The organism is Pseudomonas khorasanensis, from assembly GCF_014268505.2.
Classification (GTDB): Bacteria; Pseudomonadota; Gammaproteobacteria; order Pseudomonadales; family Pseudomonadaceae; genus Aquipseudomonas; species Aquipseudomonas khorasanensis.
Map to the genome: position 1 here is coordinate 58807 of NZ_JABWQP020000016.1, position 16008 is coordinate 74814.

General features: G+C 60.2%; 16 protein-coding genes. 5 read left to right on the top strand and 11 right to left on the bottom strand.

The window, feature by feature from the left end; all coding sequences use genetic code 11:
- Positions 1-56: 56 nt before the first annotated feature.
- The 3 genes from choV to HU727_RS23365 form a co-directional block, all read right to left on the bottom strand.
- Complete coding sequence (choV, locus tag HU727_RS23355) at positions 57-1235, bottom strand: choline ABC transporter ATP-binding protein (protein ID WP_186532983.1); 1179 nt, start codon at positions 1233-1235, stop codon at positions 57-59.
- The gene (gene choW, locus HU727_RS23360) at positions 1232-2077 is read right to left on the bottom strand and encodes a choline ABC transporter permease subunit (RefSeq protein WP_186532982.1); all 846 of its coding nucleotides are present in this window, start codon (positions 2075-2077) and stop codon (positions 1232-1234) included. Before choW ends, choV begins: the two co-directional genes overlap by 4 nt.
- Before the next feature lie 77 nt (positions 2078-2154).
- Positions 2155-3102, bottom strand: coding sequence for a choline ABC transporter substrate-binding protein (locus HU727_RS23365; protein WP_186532981.1), 948 nt, complete (start codon positions 3100-3102; stop codon positions 2155-2157).
- A gap of 436 nt (positions 3103-3538) precedes the next feature.
- On the opposite strand from HU727_RS23365, the gene HU727_RS23370 reads away from it, so the two are divergent.
- Together HU727_RS23370 and gbdR are read left to right on the top strand one after the other, a co-directional pair.
- Positions 3539-4915, top strand: coding sequence for an L-serine ammonia-lyase (locus HU727_RS23370; protein ID WP_186532980.1), 1377 nt, complete (start codon positions 3539-3541; stop codon positions 4913-4915).
- 540 nt (positions 4916-5455) lie between these two features.
- On the top strand, positions 5456-6559 hold the full coding sequence (gene gbdR, locus HU727_RS23375) for a choline metabolism transcriptional regulator GbdR (RefSeq protein WP_007949927.1): 1104 nt from the start codon (positions 5456-5458) through the stop codon (positions 6557-6559).
- Positions 6560-6647: 88 nt separating this feature from the next.
- Here gbdR and HU727_RS23380 read toward each other — a convergent pair whose 3' ends face one another.
- The 6 genes from HU727_RS23380 to choX all read right to left on the bottom strand — a co-directional run bounded on the left by HU727_RS23380 (position 6648) and on the right by choX (position 12050).
- Complete coding sequence (locus HU727_RS23380; protein WP_186532979.1) at positions 6648-6911, bottom strand: hypothetical protein; 264 nt, start codon at positions 6909-6911, stop codon at positions 6648-6650.
- Positions 6912-7297: 386 nt separating this feature from the next.
- Positions 7298-8461, bottom strand: a complete 1164-nt coding sequence (locus tag HU727_RS23385) for a gamma-butyrobetaine dioxygenase (RefSeq protein ID WP_186532978.1) — start codon at positions 8459-8461, stop codon at positions 7298-7300.
- A 25-nt stretch (positions 8462-8486) separates the two neighbouring features.
- Positions 8487-8963 (bottom strand): thioesterase family protein, encoded by a 477-nt coding sequence (locus HU727_RS23390; protein ID WP_186532977.1) that lies wholly within the window; start codon positions 8961-8963, stop codon positions 8487-8489.
- A 73-nt stretch (positions 8964-9036) separates the two neighbouring features.
- Positions 9037-10002, bottom strand: a complete 966-nt coding sequence (locus HU727_RS23395; protein WP_186532976.1) for an L-carnitine dehydrogenase — start codon at positions 10000-10002, stop codon at positions 9037-9039.
- Between the two features lie 141 nt (positions 10003-10143).
- Positions 10144-11031: a 3-dehydrocarnitine:acetyl-CoA trimethylamine transferase CdhC gene (cdhC, locus tag HU727_RS23400; protein WP_186532975.1), complete on the bottom strand. Its 888-nt coding sequence runs from the start codon at positions 11029-11031 to the stop codon at positions 10144-10146.
- 74 nt (positions 11032-11105) lie between these two features.
- A complete protein-coding gene (gene choX / locus HU727_RS23405) occupies positions 11106-12050 on the bottom strand; it encodes a choline ABC transporter substrate-binding protein (protein WP_186532974.1) in 945 nt (314 codons plus the stop codon).
- 190 nt (positions 12051-12240) lie between these two features.
- On the opposite strand from choX, the gene HU727_RS23410 reads away from it, so the two are divergent.
- The gene (locus tag HU727_RS23410) at positions 12241-13185 is read left to right on the top strand and encodes a GlxA family transcriptional regulator (RefSeq protein WP_186532973.1); all 945 of its coding nucleotides are present in this window, start codon (positions 12241-12243) and stop codon (positions 13183-13185) included.
- A 139-nt stretch (positions 13186-13324) separates the two neighbouring features.
- On the opposite strand, the gene HU727_RS23415 is transcribed toward HU727_RS23410, so the two are convergent.
- Both HU727_RS23415 and HU727_RS23420 read right to left on the bottom strand, forming a co-directional pair.
- A complete protein-coding gene (locus tag HU727_RS23415) occupies positions 13325-13741 on the bottom strand; it encodes a DUF3010 family protein (RefSeq protein WP_186532972.1) in 417 nt (138 codons plus the stop codon).
- Between the two features lie 46 nt (positions 13742-13787).
- Positions 13788-14189: a lysozyme inhibitor LprI family protein gene (locus HU727_RS23420; protein ID WP_186532971.1), complete on the bottom strand. Its 402-nt coding sequence runs from the start codon at positions 14187-14189 to the stop codon at positions 13788-13790.
- Positions 14190-14419: 230 nt separating this feature from the next.
- Here HU727_RS23420 and HU727_RS23425 point away from each other — a divergent pair, with 230 nt between their 5' ends.
- Positions 14420-15397 (top strand): dipeptidase, encoded by a 978-nt coding sequence (locus tag HU727_RS23425; protein WP_027610650.1) that lies wholly within the window; start codon positions 14420-14422, stop codon positions 15395-15397.
- A gap of 78 nt (positions 15398-15475) precedes the next feature.
- Entirely contained in the window at positions 15476-16006 is a 531-nt protein-coding gene (locus HU727_RS23430; protein WP_186532970.1) for a 4-vinyl reductase, read from the top strand.
- Positions 16007-16008: the final 2 nt, after the last annotated feature.

Consider the following 16008-nt stretch of genomic DNA (forward strand, 5'->3'; position numbering starts at 1 on the left):
CCGCTTACAAACAAAAACGCCGCGATCCTCTCGCGGCGTTTTTGTGTCTGGCGTTCTTACCCCAGGTTCTTGCCCAGCAGCGCGTGATACAGCTCGCTGTCGCCTAATATCCCCACGACATGATTGTTGTCATGCAGCACCAGTTTGTTGCCGGTCTGATAACGGATCTGCAGTGCATCGCGCATGCCGATGTTCGAATCCACCAGCGTCGGCTTGCGCTCCAGACCTTCCACCGCTTGCCCCGGCGCCCAGTTTTGCAGGTTCAGTACCGAACCGTTCTGCCGTGCGCCTTTGATGGTGTTGCCTTCGGCCAGGTCCAGCCAGGAGTCGCCGCCCGGGTCCAGACACACCGAGCCGTTGATGCGTTTGCACTTGTCCAGCGTGCGCATCAGGCTGCGCCCGCAGAGCACGTTGAGTGGATTGGTATGCGCAACGAAGGTGCGTACGTAATCGTCCGCCGGGTTGAGCACGATTTCTTCGGGCACGCTGTACTGGATGATCCGGCCGTCTTTCATGATCGCGATGCGGCTGCCGAGTTTCAGTGCTTCGTCGAGGTCGTGACTCACAAACACAATGGTTTTGTTCAGCTTGCGTTGCAGCTCCAGCAGTTCATCCTGCAGGCCTTGGCGGATCAGCGGATCAAGGGCCGAGAAGGGTTCGTCCATCAACAGAATGTCGGCGTCCATCGCCAGCGCGCGAGCCAGGCCGACGCGCTGCTGCATGCCGCCGGACAGTTCGTCGGGCTTCTTGTTGCGCCACTGGGTCAGGCCCACCAGTTCGAGTTTCTCATCGACCAGCTTCTTGCGTTCCTTCTCCGGTCGGCCCTGCATTTCCAGACCGAAGCTGATGTTTTCGCGCACCGTCAGCCAGGGCATCAGGGCGAATTTCTGGAAGACCATGGCGATGCGTTGGGTGCGCATCATTTTCAGTTCGGCGGGTGTGCAGGAAGCGATGTCAATCTGGCGGTTCTCATGCTCGACGAACAGCTTGCCGCGGCTGACGGTGTTGAGGCCGTTGATGCAGCGCAGCAGGCTCGACTTGCCGGAGCCCGACAGGCCCATCAGCACACAGATTTCACCTTTGTTGATGTCCAGCGTGGCCTTTTCCACGCCGACGATCTGGCCGGTCTTCTTCAGGATTTCGTTGCGGGTCATGCCCTGGTCGAGCAGCTTGAGTGCCTCGCGCGGGTCTTTGGCGAAGATTACGTCGACGTCTTCAAAGCGAATAATGCTCATGCGTCACCCCCTGCTTTTGCGTCGGGTTGTTTGCAGATACGGTCGAGCATGATCGCCAGCAGTACGATTGCCAGGCCCGCTTCGAAGCCCAGCGCGATATCAGCAGTGTTCAGTGCGTTGACCACCGGTTTGCCGAGTCCGTCGGCGCCGACCAGTGCCGCGATCACCACCATCGACAGCGACAGCATGATGCACTGGGTGATGCCGGCCGCGATGCTTGGCATGGCGTGCGGCAGTTCGATCCGTGAGAGCAGTTGGCGACGCGAGCAGCCGAAGGCCTTGCCGGCGTCCATCAGTTCTTGCGGGACATCGCGGATGCCCAGGTAGGTCAGGCGGATCGGCGCCGCGATGGCGAAGACCACCGTGGAAATCAGGCCCGGCACCACACCCAGCCCGAAGAGGGTCAGGGTAGGAATGAGGTAAACGAAGGTCGGTACGGTCTGCATCAGATCGAGCACCGGCCGCATCATGGTGTAGAACATCGGTTTATGCGCGGCGACGATGCCCAGCGGCACGCCGATCAACACGCAGACCAGGGTTGCGAACAGCACCTGGGCGAGGGTTTCCATGGTTTCCTGCCAGTAACCGAGGTTGAGAATGAGCAGGAAGGAGGCGACTACGAAAACGGTCAGGCCCCATTTACGCTGGATCAGGTGGGCGATCAGTGCGATGAGGCCGATCAAGACCAGCGGGTTGAACCAGGTCAGCGCAAACGTCACGCCGTGGATCATCGTTTCCAGTGTCACGGCGATTGCGTCGAAGGTGTTGGCGCCGTTTTGCGTCAACCATTCGACGAAGCCCGCGATGTACTGGCCTAGAGGTATTTTCTGATCAATCAGCATGGTAGTGAACGTCCGCATGCAAGGAAGTTAACAGCCCGGGCAGGTGCGCCTGCCCGGCATAAGCGATGCCCCTCAAATCAAGGCGCGAGCTTGGCTTTCACGGCCTCCAGGCCTGGTTTACCGTCAATGGTGGTCACGCCAGCGAGCCAGGTTTCGAGCACCTGTGGATTCTTTTTCAGCCAGGCCTTGGCGGCCGCGTCAGGCTTCATCTTGTCGTCGAGGATATTGCCCATCAGTTCACTTTCCATGTCGACGGTGAACTCCAGGTTTTTCAACAGCTGACCGACGTTGCTGCATTCGGTCGAGTAGCCCTTGCGAGTGTTGGTCGCCACGGTGGCCGCGCCGAAATCGGGGCCGAAGAAATCATCGCCGCCGGTCAAGTATTGAATCTTGAAGCGCTTGTTCATCGGGTGCGGCGCCCAGCCCAGGAAGACCACGTCGGTGCCGCGTTTCGATGCGCGATCCACCTGGGAGAGCATGCCCGCCTCACTGGACTCGACCACCTTGAAACCAGCGTCCTTCAAGCCGAAGGCGTTTTTCTCGATCATGCTCTGAATCAGGCGGTTGCCGTCATTGCCCGGCTCGATCCCGTAGATCTTGCCGTCGAGTTCTTTCTTGAATTTCGGAATGTCGGCGAAGTCGTGCAGGCCTTTGTCATACAGGGCTTGCGGCACCGCGAGGGTGTATTTGGCGCCGGTGAGGTTGGTGCGCACGGTTTCCACGGTGCCCGCTTCGCGGTAGGCCTTGATGTCGTTCTCCATGGTCGGCATCCAGTTACCGAGGAACACGTCCATGTTCTTGCCGTCGGCCAGCGACTTGTAGGTCACGGGCACTGAGATCATGGTGGTCTTGGTCTTGTAGCCGAGGGCGTTGAGGACAACGGAGGTGGTGGCGGTGGTGGCGGTGATGTCGGTCCAGCCGACGTCGGAGAAATTCACGGTACTGCACTTTTCCGGCTCTGCGGCTTGAGCCAGTAACGGCAAACTCAGCAGGGCGGCCAACAACAACGACGGGGAACCTTTCATGGATGGACTCCTTGGTGTTTTTTTTGGCAGTGTTCCGACTGTGGACCACCGCACTTATAGGTTGCGGTTGGGTGGCGTTCTGAAGACAGCTCTACCGCAGCGCCTTGCAATCGAGTCATCCCGATCATGTACCAGTGAAAATCTGACGCCTACAGGGAGGGTCGTATCCAGTACAGGGATGGTCGCTTCCAGTGTCGGTGACGTCGCTTACAGCTTTTTTCTGCCCCGGATGACCTTCTGAACTGCATAAAAACGGCGCAATTGCGGGGCGAAAACCGGACGGCGCTGCTGGGCATGAGTGCGTCGGTGTCAGACGCCGTGCGCGCCGACAAAAGCCTGATGATGCCGGCAATCGGCGGATCGCAGCTTGAGCGTAGCAGCTCCGCCAGCGGGCGCTTCTGCGGCCCGAACCGGTATTCCCAGGAGCTCTGCAGCAATGGCTATCAGCGTTTTCGACCTGTTCAAAATCGGCATCGGTCCTTCCAGTTCCCACACCGTCGGCCCGATGCGCGCTGCGGCGCTGTTCGTCGAGTCGCTACGGGGCAGGCATTTACTGGAACAGGTGCGGCGCATCGAGGTTCAGCTGTTCGGTTCGCTGTCGGCCACGGGCATCGGTCATGGCAGCGACAACGCGGTGATCATGGGCCTGATGGGCGAATGGCCGGATGCAATCGACCCGTCACAGATCGGCCCGCGCATTCAGGCGCTGCGCGAAACCCACACGCTTCGGCTGGACGGTCGTCACTCGGTGCCGTTCGTCTGGGCGCGGGACATGCGCCTGATCGATGAAAACCTTCCTTTCCATCCCAACGCCATGACGCTGGTTGCCGAGGGCGAATTCGGTGAACTGCATCGCGACACCTACTATTCGGTTGGCGGCGGCTTTGTCGTCGACGAGGCGCAGGCCAGCAGCGGGGTGGTCGATCTGGACCGCACTGAACTGCCTTATGACTTTTGCAGCGCGGTCGAGCTGCTGGAATTGTGCAAGAAGAACAATCTGCGCGTCGCCGAGTTGATGATGGCCAACGAAAAGGTCTGGCGCAGCGAAGAAGAAATCCGCGCCGGGCTGATGAAGCTATGGCGGGCGATGCAGGATTGCGTCGAGCAGGGCTTGCAGCACGAAGGCATCCTGCCCGGCGGTTTGAACGTGCGTCGTCGCGCGGCGAAGTTGCATCGCAGTCTGCAGGAATTGAACAAGCCCAATGTCATCGGTTCGACCCTGAGCGCGATGGAGTGGGTCAACCTGTTCGCCCTGGCGGTCAACGAGGAGAACGCGGCTGGCGGGCGCATGGTTACGGCGCCGACCAACGGCGCGGCCGGGATCATTCCAGCGGTGCTGCACTATTTCATGAAATTCAGCGAGGCGGTTACCGACGCCAACGTCGTCGACTATTTCCTCAGCGCGGCGGCAGTAGGGATTCTGTGTAAAAAGAACGCTTCGATTTCTGGCGCCGAGGTCGGTTGCCAGGGCGAAGTCGGCTCAGCCTGCGCGATGGCGGCGGCGGGTCTGGCGGAGATTCTCGGCGCGACGCCTGAGCAGTTGTGCAACGCGGCGGAGATTGGCCTGGAACACAATCTGGGTCTGACCTGCGATCCGGTCGGTGGCCTGGTGCAAGTGCCGTGCATCGAGCGCAATGCGATTGCGGCGGTAAAAGCGATCAACGCGGCGCAGATGGCGTTGCGTGGCGATGGTCAGCATTTTATTTCACTGGACCGGGTGATTCGCACCATGCGCGATACCGGCGCCGATATGCATGACAAATATAAAGAAACGTCGCGCGGTGGGTTGGCGGTCAGTGCGGTTGAGTGTTGAGACCGAGTCGCCCCCGATCGCTGGCAAGCCAGCTCCCACAGGTTCTGTAGCGTTGATGCCAGTGGATCTACACCACAAGTCCCTGTGGGAGCTGGCTTGCCAGCGATGGGGCCAGACCAGTCAAAACTGCTCAACAAAAGAACACCCCAATCCAGGCACGCCACCTTTTGGCGCGTCGCAATCAGACAAGCGCGGTTCTCGGTCGTGACCAGAGAGTCGTTACCTGACCGCCCATCGCCCGTGCTTGCGGTGACACTCTGCGCAAGTCCCCGACAGGCCTGTTCCCACAAGTGCTACCGATTTGCTCACAGGCTGCGAAGCAGGGCTGTGGCGGCGTTTGATGGCACTTCGAAATACCGTGTTCCGACGTCTCGTATAGACACGTCGCGACGTCGTTTTCAGGAGTTATTGAACGGCCATCCAATTTTAGGCATGGCAATTGCTCTGTCATAACAAAGCCTGCTTCCCGCGAGGGAACGCCGGCCATAACAAGAGCCTCCGCCTGAGGCCATCACCCGCTTTGTGTGAGGAGATACCGCGATGACGTCGTTCAACTCCGGGGCCCAACCCCAGAACCGTGCGCCTCAATCCATCGGCTTTCTGCTGCTGGACAATTTCACGCTGATTTCCCTGGCGTCCGCCGTTGAGCCGTTGCGCATGGCCAACCAATTGTCCGGTCGCGAGCTGTATCGCTGGAGCACCCTCACCGTTGACGGCGGCCAGGTCTGGGCCAGTGACGGCCTGCAAATCACTCCCGACGCCTCCATGCACAAAGCCCCGCCGCTGGACACCGTGATTGTCTGCGGCGGCATCGGTATTCAACGCACCGTGACCCGTGAACACGTGTCCTGGCTGCAAAGTCAGGCGCGTCAGTCCAAGCGCCTTGGCGCTGTGTGCACCGGCAGTTGGGCGCTGGCCTGCGCCGGCCTGCTCGACGGTTTCGATTGCAGCGTGCATTGGGAATGTCTGGCGGCGATGCAGGAAGCTTTCCCGCGCGTGGCCATGAGCACACGCCTGTTCACCCTCGATCGCAACCGTTTCACCAGCTCTGGCGGCACCGCACCGCTGGACATGATGTTGCACCTGATCAGCCGCGACCATGGCCGTGAGTTGTCCGCCGCCATCTCGGAAATGTTCGTCTACGAGCGTATCCGCAATGAGCAGGATCACCAGCGCGTGCCGCTCAAGCACATGCTCGGCACCAATCAGCCGAAGCTGCAGGAAATCGTCGCGCTGATGGAAGCCAATCTGGAAGAGCCGATCGATCTTGATGAACTGGCGGTCTACGTCGCCGTGTCGCGGCGCCAGCTGGAGCGGCTGTTCCAGAAATACCTGCACTGCTCACCGTCGCGCTACTACCTCAAGCTGCGCCTGATCCGCGCGCGGCAATTGCTCAAGCAGACGCCGATGTCGATCATCGAGGTGGCGTCGGTGTGTGGGTTTGTCTCGACGCCGCACTTCTCCAAGTGCTACCGCGAATACTTCGGCATTCCGCCGCGTGACGAGCGCGTAGGCTCCAACACCACCCAGCAAGTGGCGATGCTGCCGCTGCCGCAGGCCATCGTGATGTCGCCGCTGTCAGGGCCGATGTCGGCGCTGAGCCAGGCGCGCAACGAGTCGACGTTTGCCAGTGTGAGGCTGTAGATCGAGTCATCGTTCTTCGCGAGCAGGCTCGCTCCCACAGTCGGAATGCATTGCGAGGTGGGAGCGAGCCTGCTCGCGAATTGGTTTCTCAGGCGCTGTGGGACTGCTGGTAATCCGAAAGGGCGGGCAACAACTGCTTGTCGATCGCCTGACGCACCGCCGGCTGGATGCTGGCGCCGCTGGTGTACATGTCTTTGACCATTTTGCGCAGTTCAAAGGCGCGAACATTATCCAGCCCTCGTACCGCACACTCGCAGGCCTGTTCGGCGGTCGAACCACTCGGCATCTGGATACCCAAAGCCTTGAGCTGGCCCAACAGATCTTCCTGGTCAATCAAATCGGCGTACATCATCACGCAAATCCTTCTGTGGCAACGGAGGTCTTGCATCGATTCTGGTAGCCACGGCCAGGCGCGGCAAGGACGTTTTGTCGCGGTGACCATGACGACTATGAACAGGTCGTTTTCGGATAGCTGAAGCGGGTCGGGAGTGGGCAAACTGGCCCAAGCTCGCTTCACGAAGGTTTGGTCACCCTCGCTCGGCAGCTCCTCAACAGTACCCTCCTCAGCTCCGATCCTGTCACGGCTTGATCGGAGTTTTTTTTGCCTGTGAATCAGAGAACGGTGTGTTGCTGCTGAAGCCTTCGCGAGCAGGCTCGCTCCCACAGGTAACCGCGTTCATTCAGGGGAATGCGATTAATTGTGGGAGCGAGCCTGCTCGCGAAGAACGATGACGCGGTCTAGCGTTGCAACACCAGAATCCGCGACAACAGCTCATCGCGGTCGATATAGCAGCCTTGGAAGTGCCGCGCCCCGGTGGCCGGGTCAAACGCATTGCGCGCATGCAACGTGCGGCGGTTATCAAAGCACCACAGCTCACCGGGATTGAGCCGGTGCATCACACGAAATCGGGACTCTCGGCTCATGGCGATAAAACGTCGATAAGCCCGATACAGCCGTGGCATCTGCTCAACCGACGTATCGAACGCCCCGCGCAAGAAATTCGCCATGCGAATTTCCGCCACACGTCCCAAGGCGTCCAAAGCAATGATCGGCGCCAGGCAGCGATAGTCGCTATGGCGATCCTTGTTGCGAAACTCCACGGGGATTTCACACAGCGCCTGAAACGCCTTCGGGTCTTCACTGCGCAAGGCGTCGGCAATCGCAAAACCATCGACGAAAATACTCTCGCCACCCTCGGCATCATTCACCAGGCAATGCAGAAATTGCAGCCCCGGTTGCAGCTCGCGGGTAGGAAGGTCGGTGTGCAATGGCAGGTTGAAAGCGGTGTAGGCGTTGCTGTCAGCATCGGCTTTGGATTGCACGTTGAATAGCACGCCGAAGTTGCTTTCGCGAATGAAGGAGATGCGTTGGGCGATGAGTTTCAGTGAGCCCGGATCGGTAGGCACGCCGCGCACCTGAGTCAGGCCAATGTCACGCACGGCGAGCAGCCATTGCAGGAGGGCACTGTTGTCATTCATCAGCACGGTGTATTCGAACACCGGTATTTGCAAATCGCTGCGCCATAAATGGCTTTGCGGTATGCCGGCCAGACGTTCGGCGCGGGATACATCGTCATAGGCATGAGCGCGCAGCCAGCCGGGATCGAAGCGGCTGTGATGACCGTCCGGCCAGTCGATCAGCAGGCAGCCATCGTTATCGATATGTGTCGCTGTCGGTTTGAGGTCGTCAGGCGTATCTACTATCTCGAAAACCTGTTCGCGGGTGACGCTGTAAACGCATCGGTCGCACGGGCAATTATCACGCAACCAGAGATGGTGGAACGGGCTGATACGCCCGTCAGCCCACTCCAGGTTGATGCGATCCGCCAGGCTCTGCACGCCGCTTGGCGCGCAGATCAACGGATAAGTACGGAAGTCGGCAACAGCGGCAGCAGTGGTCATGGCGGCTCCTGGCGATGGAGTGGATTTATCGGGCGGGTGGCAATGCGATCACACGGCCGATGTAAGCGGGAGCGGGCAGGTCGGTCTGCTCGCTGACGATGGCCTGAAGACGATGCAGGGTGTCGGGGCTGAACGGTGCCGAGCGCGGCCCGGCGAGGTCGACGTGCAGCAGCATCTGCTCGTTGCCGGCCAGTTCCCGGTCTTCGCCGACCTTGTGCAGGCTGTGATAGAGATGCAGGCGTTTGCTGTCGTGGCCGATGATTTGCGTGCGAACCTCGACCTCGGTATCAAGCTTCACTTCGTGCAGGTAATTGAGGTGCAGCTCCAGGGTGAACAGCGAGTGACCGCTGGCTTCGCGATTGCTACTGTCCATGCCGAGGCGATCCATCAGCGCGTCGGTGGCGTAGCTGAAAATCAGCAGGTAGAAGGCATCGCGCAGGTGGCCGTTGTAATCGACCCAGTCGGGAATGATGGTGGTCTGGTAGGTGGTGAGGCTGGGCATGGCTGAACTCCATAAATCGCTGGCGGAACACATGTGGCGAGGGAGCTTGCTCCCTCGCCACAGGGAACTGCGTTTACTCGCTGAAACTCATCCCGTGCTTCTCTTTGGTGGTCTTCACCGCTTCAAGCACCGCCAGCAAACAATCATCACGATAGCGCTCCAGCGCCGCAATGCTGTGTCTGCCCAGTTGATCGCTGGTGCCATCGACCACGTCGTCAATCAACTTGTCGGTCAGTTCCGGCGCCGGCAGATACGTCCATGGCAATTGCAACGCCGGGCCGAACTGGGACATGAAGTGGCGCATCCCGGCATCACCGCCCGCCAGCGTGTAAGTCAGGAATGTGCCCATGAATGACCAGCGCAGCCCGGCACCAAAGCGAATCGCATCGTCAATCTCGCCGGTGGTTGCCACACCGTCGTTGACCAGATGCAAAGCCTCCCGCCACAGCGCTTCGAGCAAGCGGTCGGCAATAAACCCCGGCACTTCCTTGCGCACATGCAAGGGACGCATGCCGAGGGATTCGTAAACCTTCATCGCCGCCTGGATCGCCTCGGGCGCCGTGTTTTTTCCGCCCACCACTTCCACCAGCGGCAGCAGATAAACCGGGTTGAATGGATGACCGACCACGCAGCGCTCGGGGTGGCTCGAACTCTCGTAGAACTCACTGGGCAACAGGCCCGAGGTGCTGGAGCCGATCAGCGCATCGGGCTTGGCTGCCGCGCTGATTTTACTGTGCAGATCGAGTTTGAGTTCCAGCCGCTCGGGAGCGCTTTCCTGAATGAAATCGGCATCGCGCACGCATTCTTCGATGGTTGCGACAAAGCGCAGGCGATCTTGTGAAGCACCCGGCGCCAGACCGTTTTTTTCCAGCGCACCCCAGGCATTGGCCACGCGTTTGCGCAATGCCGCTTCGGCGCCGGGCGCAGGGTCCCAGGCCACCACATCCAGGCCATGGGCGAGGGCTCGAGCGACCCAGCCGCTGCCGATGACACCGCTGCCCAGCGCGGCGAAGGTTTTGATTTCAGTGATAAAGCGCATGGTGATTTCCTGAAGGGTTCGGTGATCTCCTGTGGGAGCGAGCCTGCTCGCGAATGCGGTGGCATTGCTGATGAAGATGCGTCGGATGTACCGGCCTCTTCGCGAGCAGGCTCGCTCCCACAGGGTTTTGAGGTGAGTTCGTTAGCCGCGCTGGGTCAGGCCCATTTTCTTGCGGCCCTCGGCCGGGGTCAGCACCCGGGCGCCGAGGCGGCTGAGGATCTCGGTTGCGCGCTCGACCAGTTGCCCATTTGTCGCCAGCACGCCCTTGTCCAGCCACAGGTTGTCTTCCAGTCCGACGCGCACGTTGCCGCCCAGCAGCACCGCTTGCGCGGCCATTGGCATCTGCATGCGGCCGATGCCGAACCCGGCCCACACCGCGTCGGCCGGCAGGTTGTCGACCATGGCTTTCATGGTGGTGGTGTCCGCCGGCGCGCCCCACGGGATGCCCAGGCACAGCTGGAACAGTGGGTTGTCGAGCAAGCCTTCCTTGATCATCTGCTTGGCGAACCACAGGTGACCGGTGTCGAAAATCTCCAGTTCGGCCTTCACGCCCAGCTCGGTGATGCGCTTGGCACCGGCGCGCAGTTGTGCCGGAGTGGAGACGTAAATGGTGTCGCCGTCGCCGAAGTTAAGCGTGCCGCAGTCGAGGGTGCAGATTTCCGGCAGCAGCTCTTCCACGTGAGCCAGGCGCGTGAGGGGGCCGACCAGATCGGTGTTTGGGCCGAACTCCATCGGATGCTCGCCCGCACCGATCTCCAGGTCGCCGCCCATGCCGGCGGTGAGGTTGACGATGATGTCGACGTCGGCTTCGCGGATGCGCTCCATCACTTCGCGGTACAACGCCACGTCACGGCTGAACTTGCCGGTCTGCGGATCTCGCACGTGGCAGTGCACAACGGTGGCGCCAGCCTTGGCCGCTTCAACCGCCGCAGCTGCGATCTGTTTCGGGGTGACCGGCACGTGCGGACTTCTGGCGGTCGTGTCGCCAGCACCGGTGAGTGCGCAGGTGATGATGACGTCGTGATTCATGGTGCGTTTCCTTCAGGCGTGATGGGTCTGTCCGCAGCCCGTTGCGGGGCTGCGAAGCGTCGATTCGATGCGAGTTATTTGCTGGTCAATTTCAGGTTTTCAGCGGCCGGTTTGCCATCCAGGGTGGTCACGCCTTCGAGCCAGCGCTGTTTGTCTTGAGGATGATCCTTGAGCCATTGTTTTGCCGACTCGAAGGCATCCTTGTGGTCGAGCAGCGGCTGCATCATCCGGCTCTCGTCTTCGGCGGTGTAGGTCAGGTTGGTCAGCAGGCGGCCGATGTTCGGGCATTGCTCGGCGTACTTTGGCGAAGTAACCGTCCACACCGTGGCCATACCTTCGTTCGGGCCGAGGGCGTCTTCGCTGCCGGTGAGGTACGTCATCTGCACGTTGACGTTCATGGGGTGCGGCGCCCAGCCGAAGAACACCACGGCTTCCTTGCGGCGCACGGCGCGATCGACCGCGGCCAACATGCCGGCCTCGCTGGATTCGACGAGCTGGAATTTACCCAGGCCGAACTGGTTCTTGGCAATCATCGCCTTGATCTGCGTATTGGCGCCCGAGCCCGGCTCGATGCCGTAGATCTTGCCGCCCAGTTCTTTCTGGAATTTGGCGATGTCAGCAAAGGTTTTCAGGCCCTTGTCGGCCAGGTACGTTGGCACGGCGAGGGTGGCGCGGGCGTCTTTCAGGCTCGGCGCATCAAGCACCTTGACCTGATTCGCTTCCACAAACGGGGTGATGGTCTGGGTCATCAGCGGGTTCCAGTAGCCGAGGAACAGGTCCAGCCGCTGATCGCGAATCCCGGCGAAGATGATTTGTTGGGACGCGCTGGTCTGTTTGGTGCTGTAGCCGAGGCCGTCAAGCAGGACCTGGGCCATGGCACTGGTGGCGATCACATCCGTCCAGTTGACCACGCCCATGCGCACGTTCTTGCACGACGCCGGATCGGCCGCCATGACCCCGGTGCTGAAAAAAGCGGTACCGCTGAGTGCAAGAACACAGCTGCTGATCAGTCGTTTCATGTCGGGTTCCTCGGCAGATCGTTATTGGGTTCCCGGCATCTGGCGCGCCGGTGATGCAAAGTTACGCAGCTATGCGCCCGTCAAAGCGCACTGCGGCGACCGGCATTTGCACTGTAGCGACCTGCTCGCTTGAACGGCGACGACAATCGGCGTATCAACGAGCCACGCGACCCGCCAACCGAGTGCGCCCATGCCCCAGGATTTCTATTTTTTGCTGATGCCCGGGTTCTCCGCCATCGGCTTTATTTCCGCCATCGAACCGCTGCGCGTGGCCAACCGCTTTCGCGGCGAGCTGTACCGCTGGCACGTGCTCAGCGCAGATGGCGGGGCGGTGCTGGCGAGCAACGGCATGTCGGTAAACGCCGATGCGGCGCTGGAGCCGCTGAAGAAAGGTGCGACGTTGCTGGTGGTTGCCGGGTTTGAGCCGCTGAAATGCGTAACGCCGACGCTGGAACATTGGCTGCGGCGCCTGGACAACGACGGCGTAACCCTCGGCGCGATCGACACGGGTAGCTTCGTCCTTGCCGAAGCGGGCCTGCTCGACGGCCATCGCCTGACCCTGCACTGGGAAGCCATCGATGCCTTCAAGGAGTCTTATCCACAGCTCAGCGTGACCCAGGAGCTGTTCGAGATCGACCGCCGCCGCATCACCTCGGCGGGCGGCACGGCCTCGATCGATTTAATGCTTGATCTGATCGCCCAGGCCCACGGCCCGCAACTGGCGATTCAGGTCAGCGAGCAATTTGTGCTGGGGCGCATCCGCCCGCGCAAAGACCACCAGCGCATGGAAGTCGCCACGCGCTACGGGATCAATAACAAGAAACTAGTGCAGGTGATCGGTGAGATGGAACAGCACAGCGAACCGCCGCTGACCACGCTGCAATTGGCGGAATCGATCAAAGTGACGCGACGGCAGCTGGAGCGATTGTTTCGGCTGCACCTCAACGATACGCCGAGCAATTTCTATCTGCGGTTAAGGCTGGAAAAGGCTCGGCAATTGCTGCGCCAGACCGACATGAGCGTGCTCGAAGTGAGCATCGCCTGTGGCTTTGAATCACCCTCGTATTTCACCCGCAGCTATCGTGCACGCTTCGCCCGCTGTCCCCGCGAAGACCGGCGTACCGCGCAGGCCTGATCTTGAAACCAGCGAATAAACCTGTGGGAGCGAGCTTGCTCGCGAATGCGGTGGACCCGCCGACTCATTCACTGACTGACACACCGCCTTCGCGAGCAAGCTCGCTCCCACATGGGCTCGCTGTGTCTGGGGAATTGGGTTATTTTTTCACCAACGCCGAACACGCCGCTTTATAAGCCTCATGCTGATATTTGTTCAACGTCCCTGGCAGCTCGAAATTGTGCTTCTTGGCCTGTGCATTGATCGTCTGCGGCGACAGCAGCGTCACTTCACAACCATCTAGCAGTTGAAACACGCCTTCAATCTTGAACGTCGTCGGCCCACCGGCAAACTCACCCTTCTTGCTGCGCTTCTTGATCGCAATCCTGTTCACCGAATTTTCCCGCACAAACGACGCGACCTGCGCCGCGAACCGTTTTACATTCGCCGCCTCGTCATCGTCATCCAGCGCAATCTTTTTGGTGGCGAGAGGAGCGTGGCTCAACGTCGAACCGTCGAGCGCAGCCACGGCGATGATCGCTTCGCTGCCTTTGATTTCAATGCCGCAGATGTTCATGGGAATCCTTTACTGGCTCAATAGGTTCAGCTTACAGCTCAAATACTCACTCCTGCCCGATCGACTCCAAAAACTCCGACCGTTCATCACTCATCCGCGCCACGCAGTCATTCTGCGCAATGGTAAACGCCTTGCTCCCCGCCGTCGCCGGGAACGCTTCCACCGCGCAATCCGCATCCCGCGTCTTCAGCCATTGTTGCTGGGCGGTCTTGAGTTTGGCGGTGATGTCCGCCAATTGCGTGGCGTTTTTGCCGTACGCGGTCTGCATGCGTTCGTTGAGGCTGGCGTAGTTGTCTTTGAGCAGGTCTTCGGCGGTGGTGCGGCTGTAGGTCGAGCATTCCAGAGTCTGGATGTCGTTTTCCACCGCGTCGCACGGGTTGTTCTCGGATTCTTCGGCGGCGTGGACGCCGGTCGCAATCAGTGCAAAAGCGAGGAAGATCGATTTCATGGGGGCGCTCTAATCCATTGGTGTGTGCAGGCTGCGGCAGATTCTGGCGCAAGCGCGCAGGCTTGAACAGCCGGCCGGGCAGCGCGGCTGATGACCCTTTGTCGCGGATTGACGCTTTCGGCAATTCCCCTGTCGTTTTTGCACCCGGTCGCCCCGGCAGCGAGGCATATGCTGGCCCCAAAGCGCCGGCAGACGATTCGGCGCATGAATCGCCAATAAGGGGACGCCTGATGAGCCCAGCCGAATTACACGCCGACAGCATCGTTATCGACGGTCTGATCATTGCCAAATGGAACCGCGAGCTGTTTGAGGACATGCGCAAGGGCGGCCTGACGGCGGCCAACTGCACGGTGTCGGTGTGGGAAGGCTTTCAGGCGACCGTGAACAATATTGCCGCCAGCCAGAAGCTGATCCGCGAAAACAGCGACCTGGTCATGCCGGTGCGCACCACTGCCGACATCCGTCGCGCCAAGGAACAGGGCAAGACCGGCATCCTCTTCGGCTTCCAGAATGCCCACGCCTTCGAAGACCAGATTGGCTATGTCGAGGTGTTCAAGCAGCTCGGCGTCGGCATCGTGCAGATGTGCTACAACACGCAGAATCTGGTCGGCACCGGTTGCTACGAACGGGATGGCGGGCTCTCGGGTTTCGGTCGCGAGATCGTCGCCGAGATGAACCGTGTCGGCGTCATGTGCGACCTGTCCCACGTCGGTTCCAAGACATCTGAAGAAGTCATCCTCGAATCGAAAAAACCGGTCTGCTATTCCCACTGCCTGCCTTCGGGTCTCAAAGAGCACCCGCGCAACAAGTCCGATGAAGAACTCAAATTCATTGCCGACCACGGAGGCTTTGTGGGCGTGACGATGTTTGCGCCGTTCCTCGCCAAGGGCATCGATTCGACCATCGACGATTACGCCGAAGCCATTGAATACACCATGAACATCGTCGGCGAAGACGCCATCGGCATCGGTACTGATTTCACTCAGGGCCACGGTCAGGATTTCTTCGAATACCTGACCCACGACAAGGGCTACGCCCGCCGTCTGACCAGCTTCGGCAAGATCATCAACCCGCTGGGTATCCGCACCGTTGGCGAATTCCCGAACCTCACCGAAACCTTGCTCAAGCGCGGCCATTCCGAGCGTGTGGTGCGCAAGATCATGGGTGAGAACTGGGTGAACGTCCTAAAAGACGTCTGGGGCGAATAAGCCGCTGCACTTCTGAATCCTTTCCCCCGGCCATCCGCGCCGGGGGCAACACACAAAATTTTCTGGAGTTAAGTTTCCATGGCCAAGATCGCCCCGCAATTGCCCATCGAAGTCGACAGCGAGACCGGTGTCTGGACCTCAGACGCTCTGCCGATGCTGTACGTGCCGCGGCATTTCTTCGTCAACAACCACATGGGCATCGAGGAAGTACTGGGTGCCGATGCGTACGCCGAAATCCTCTACAAGGCCGGCTACAAATCCGCCTGGCACTGGTGTGAAAAAGAAGCTGAATGCCACGGCCTGGAAGGCGTTGCGGTGTTCGAGCACTACATGAAGCGCCTGTCGCAGCGTGGCTGGGGCCTGTTCAAGATCCAGGACATCGACCTGGACAAAGGCATCGCCAGCGTCAAGCTCGAGCACTCGGCGTTCGTCTACGTCTACGGCAAGGTCGGGCGCAAAGTCGATTACATGTTCACTGGCTGGTTTGCCGGCGCCATGGATCAGATCCTTGAAGCGCGCGGCAGCAAGATTCGTACTGTGGCCGAGCAAGTCTACGGAGGCTCCGAAGAGGGCCACGATGACGGCCTGTTCGTCGTCAAGCCGTTGTAAGC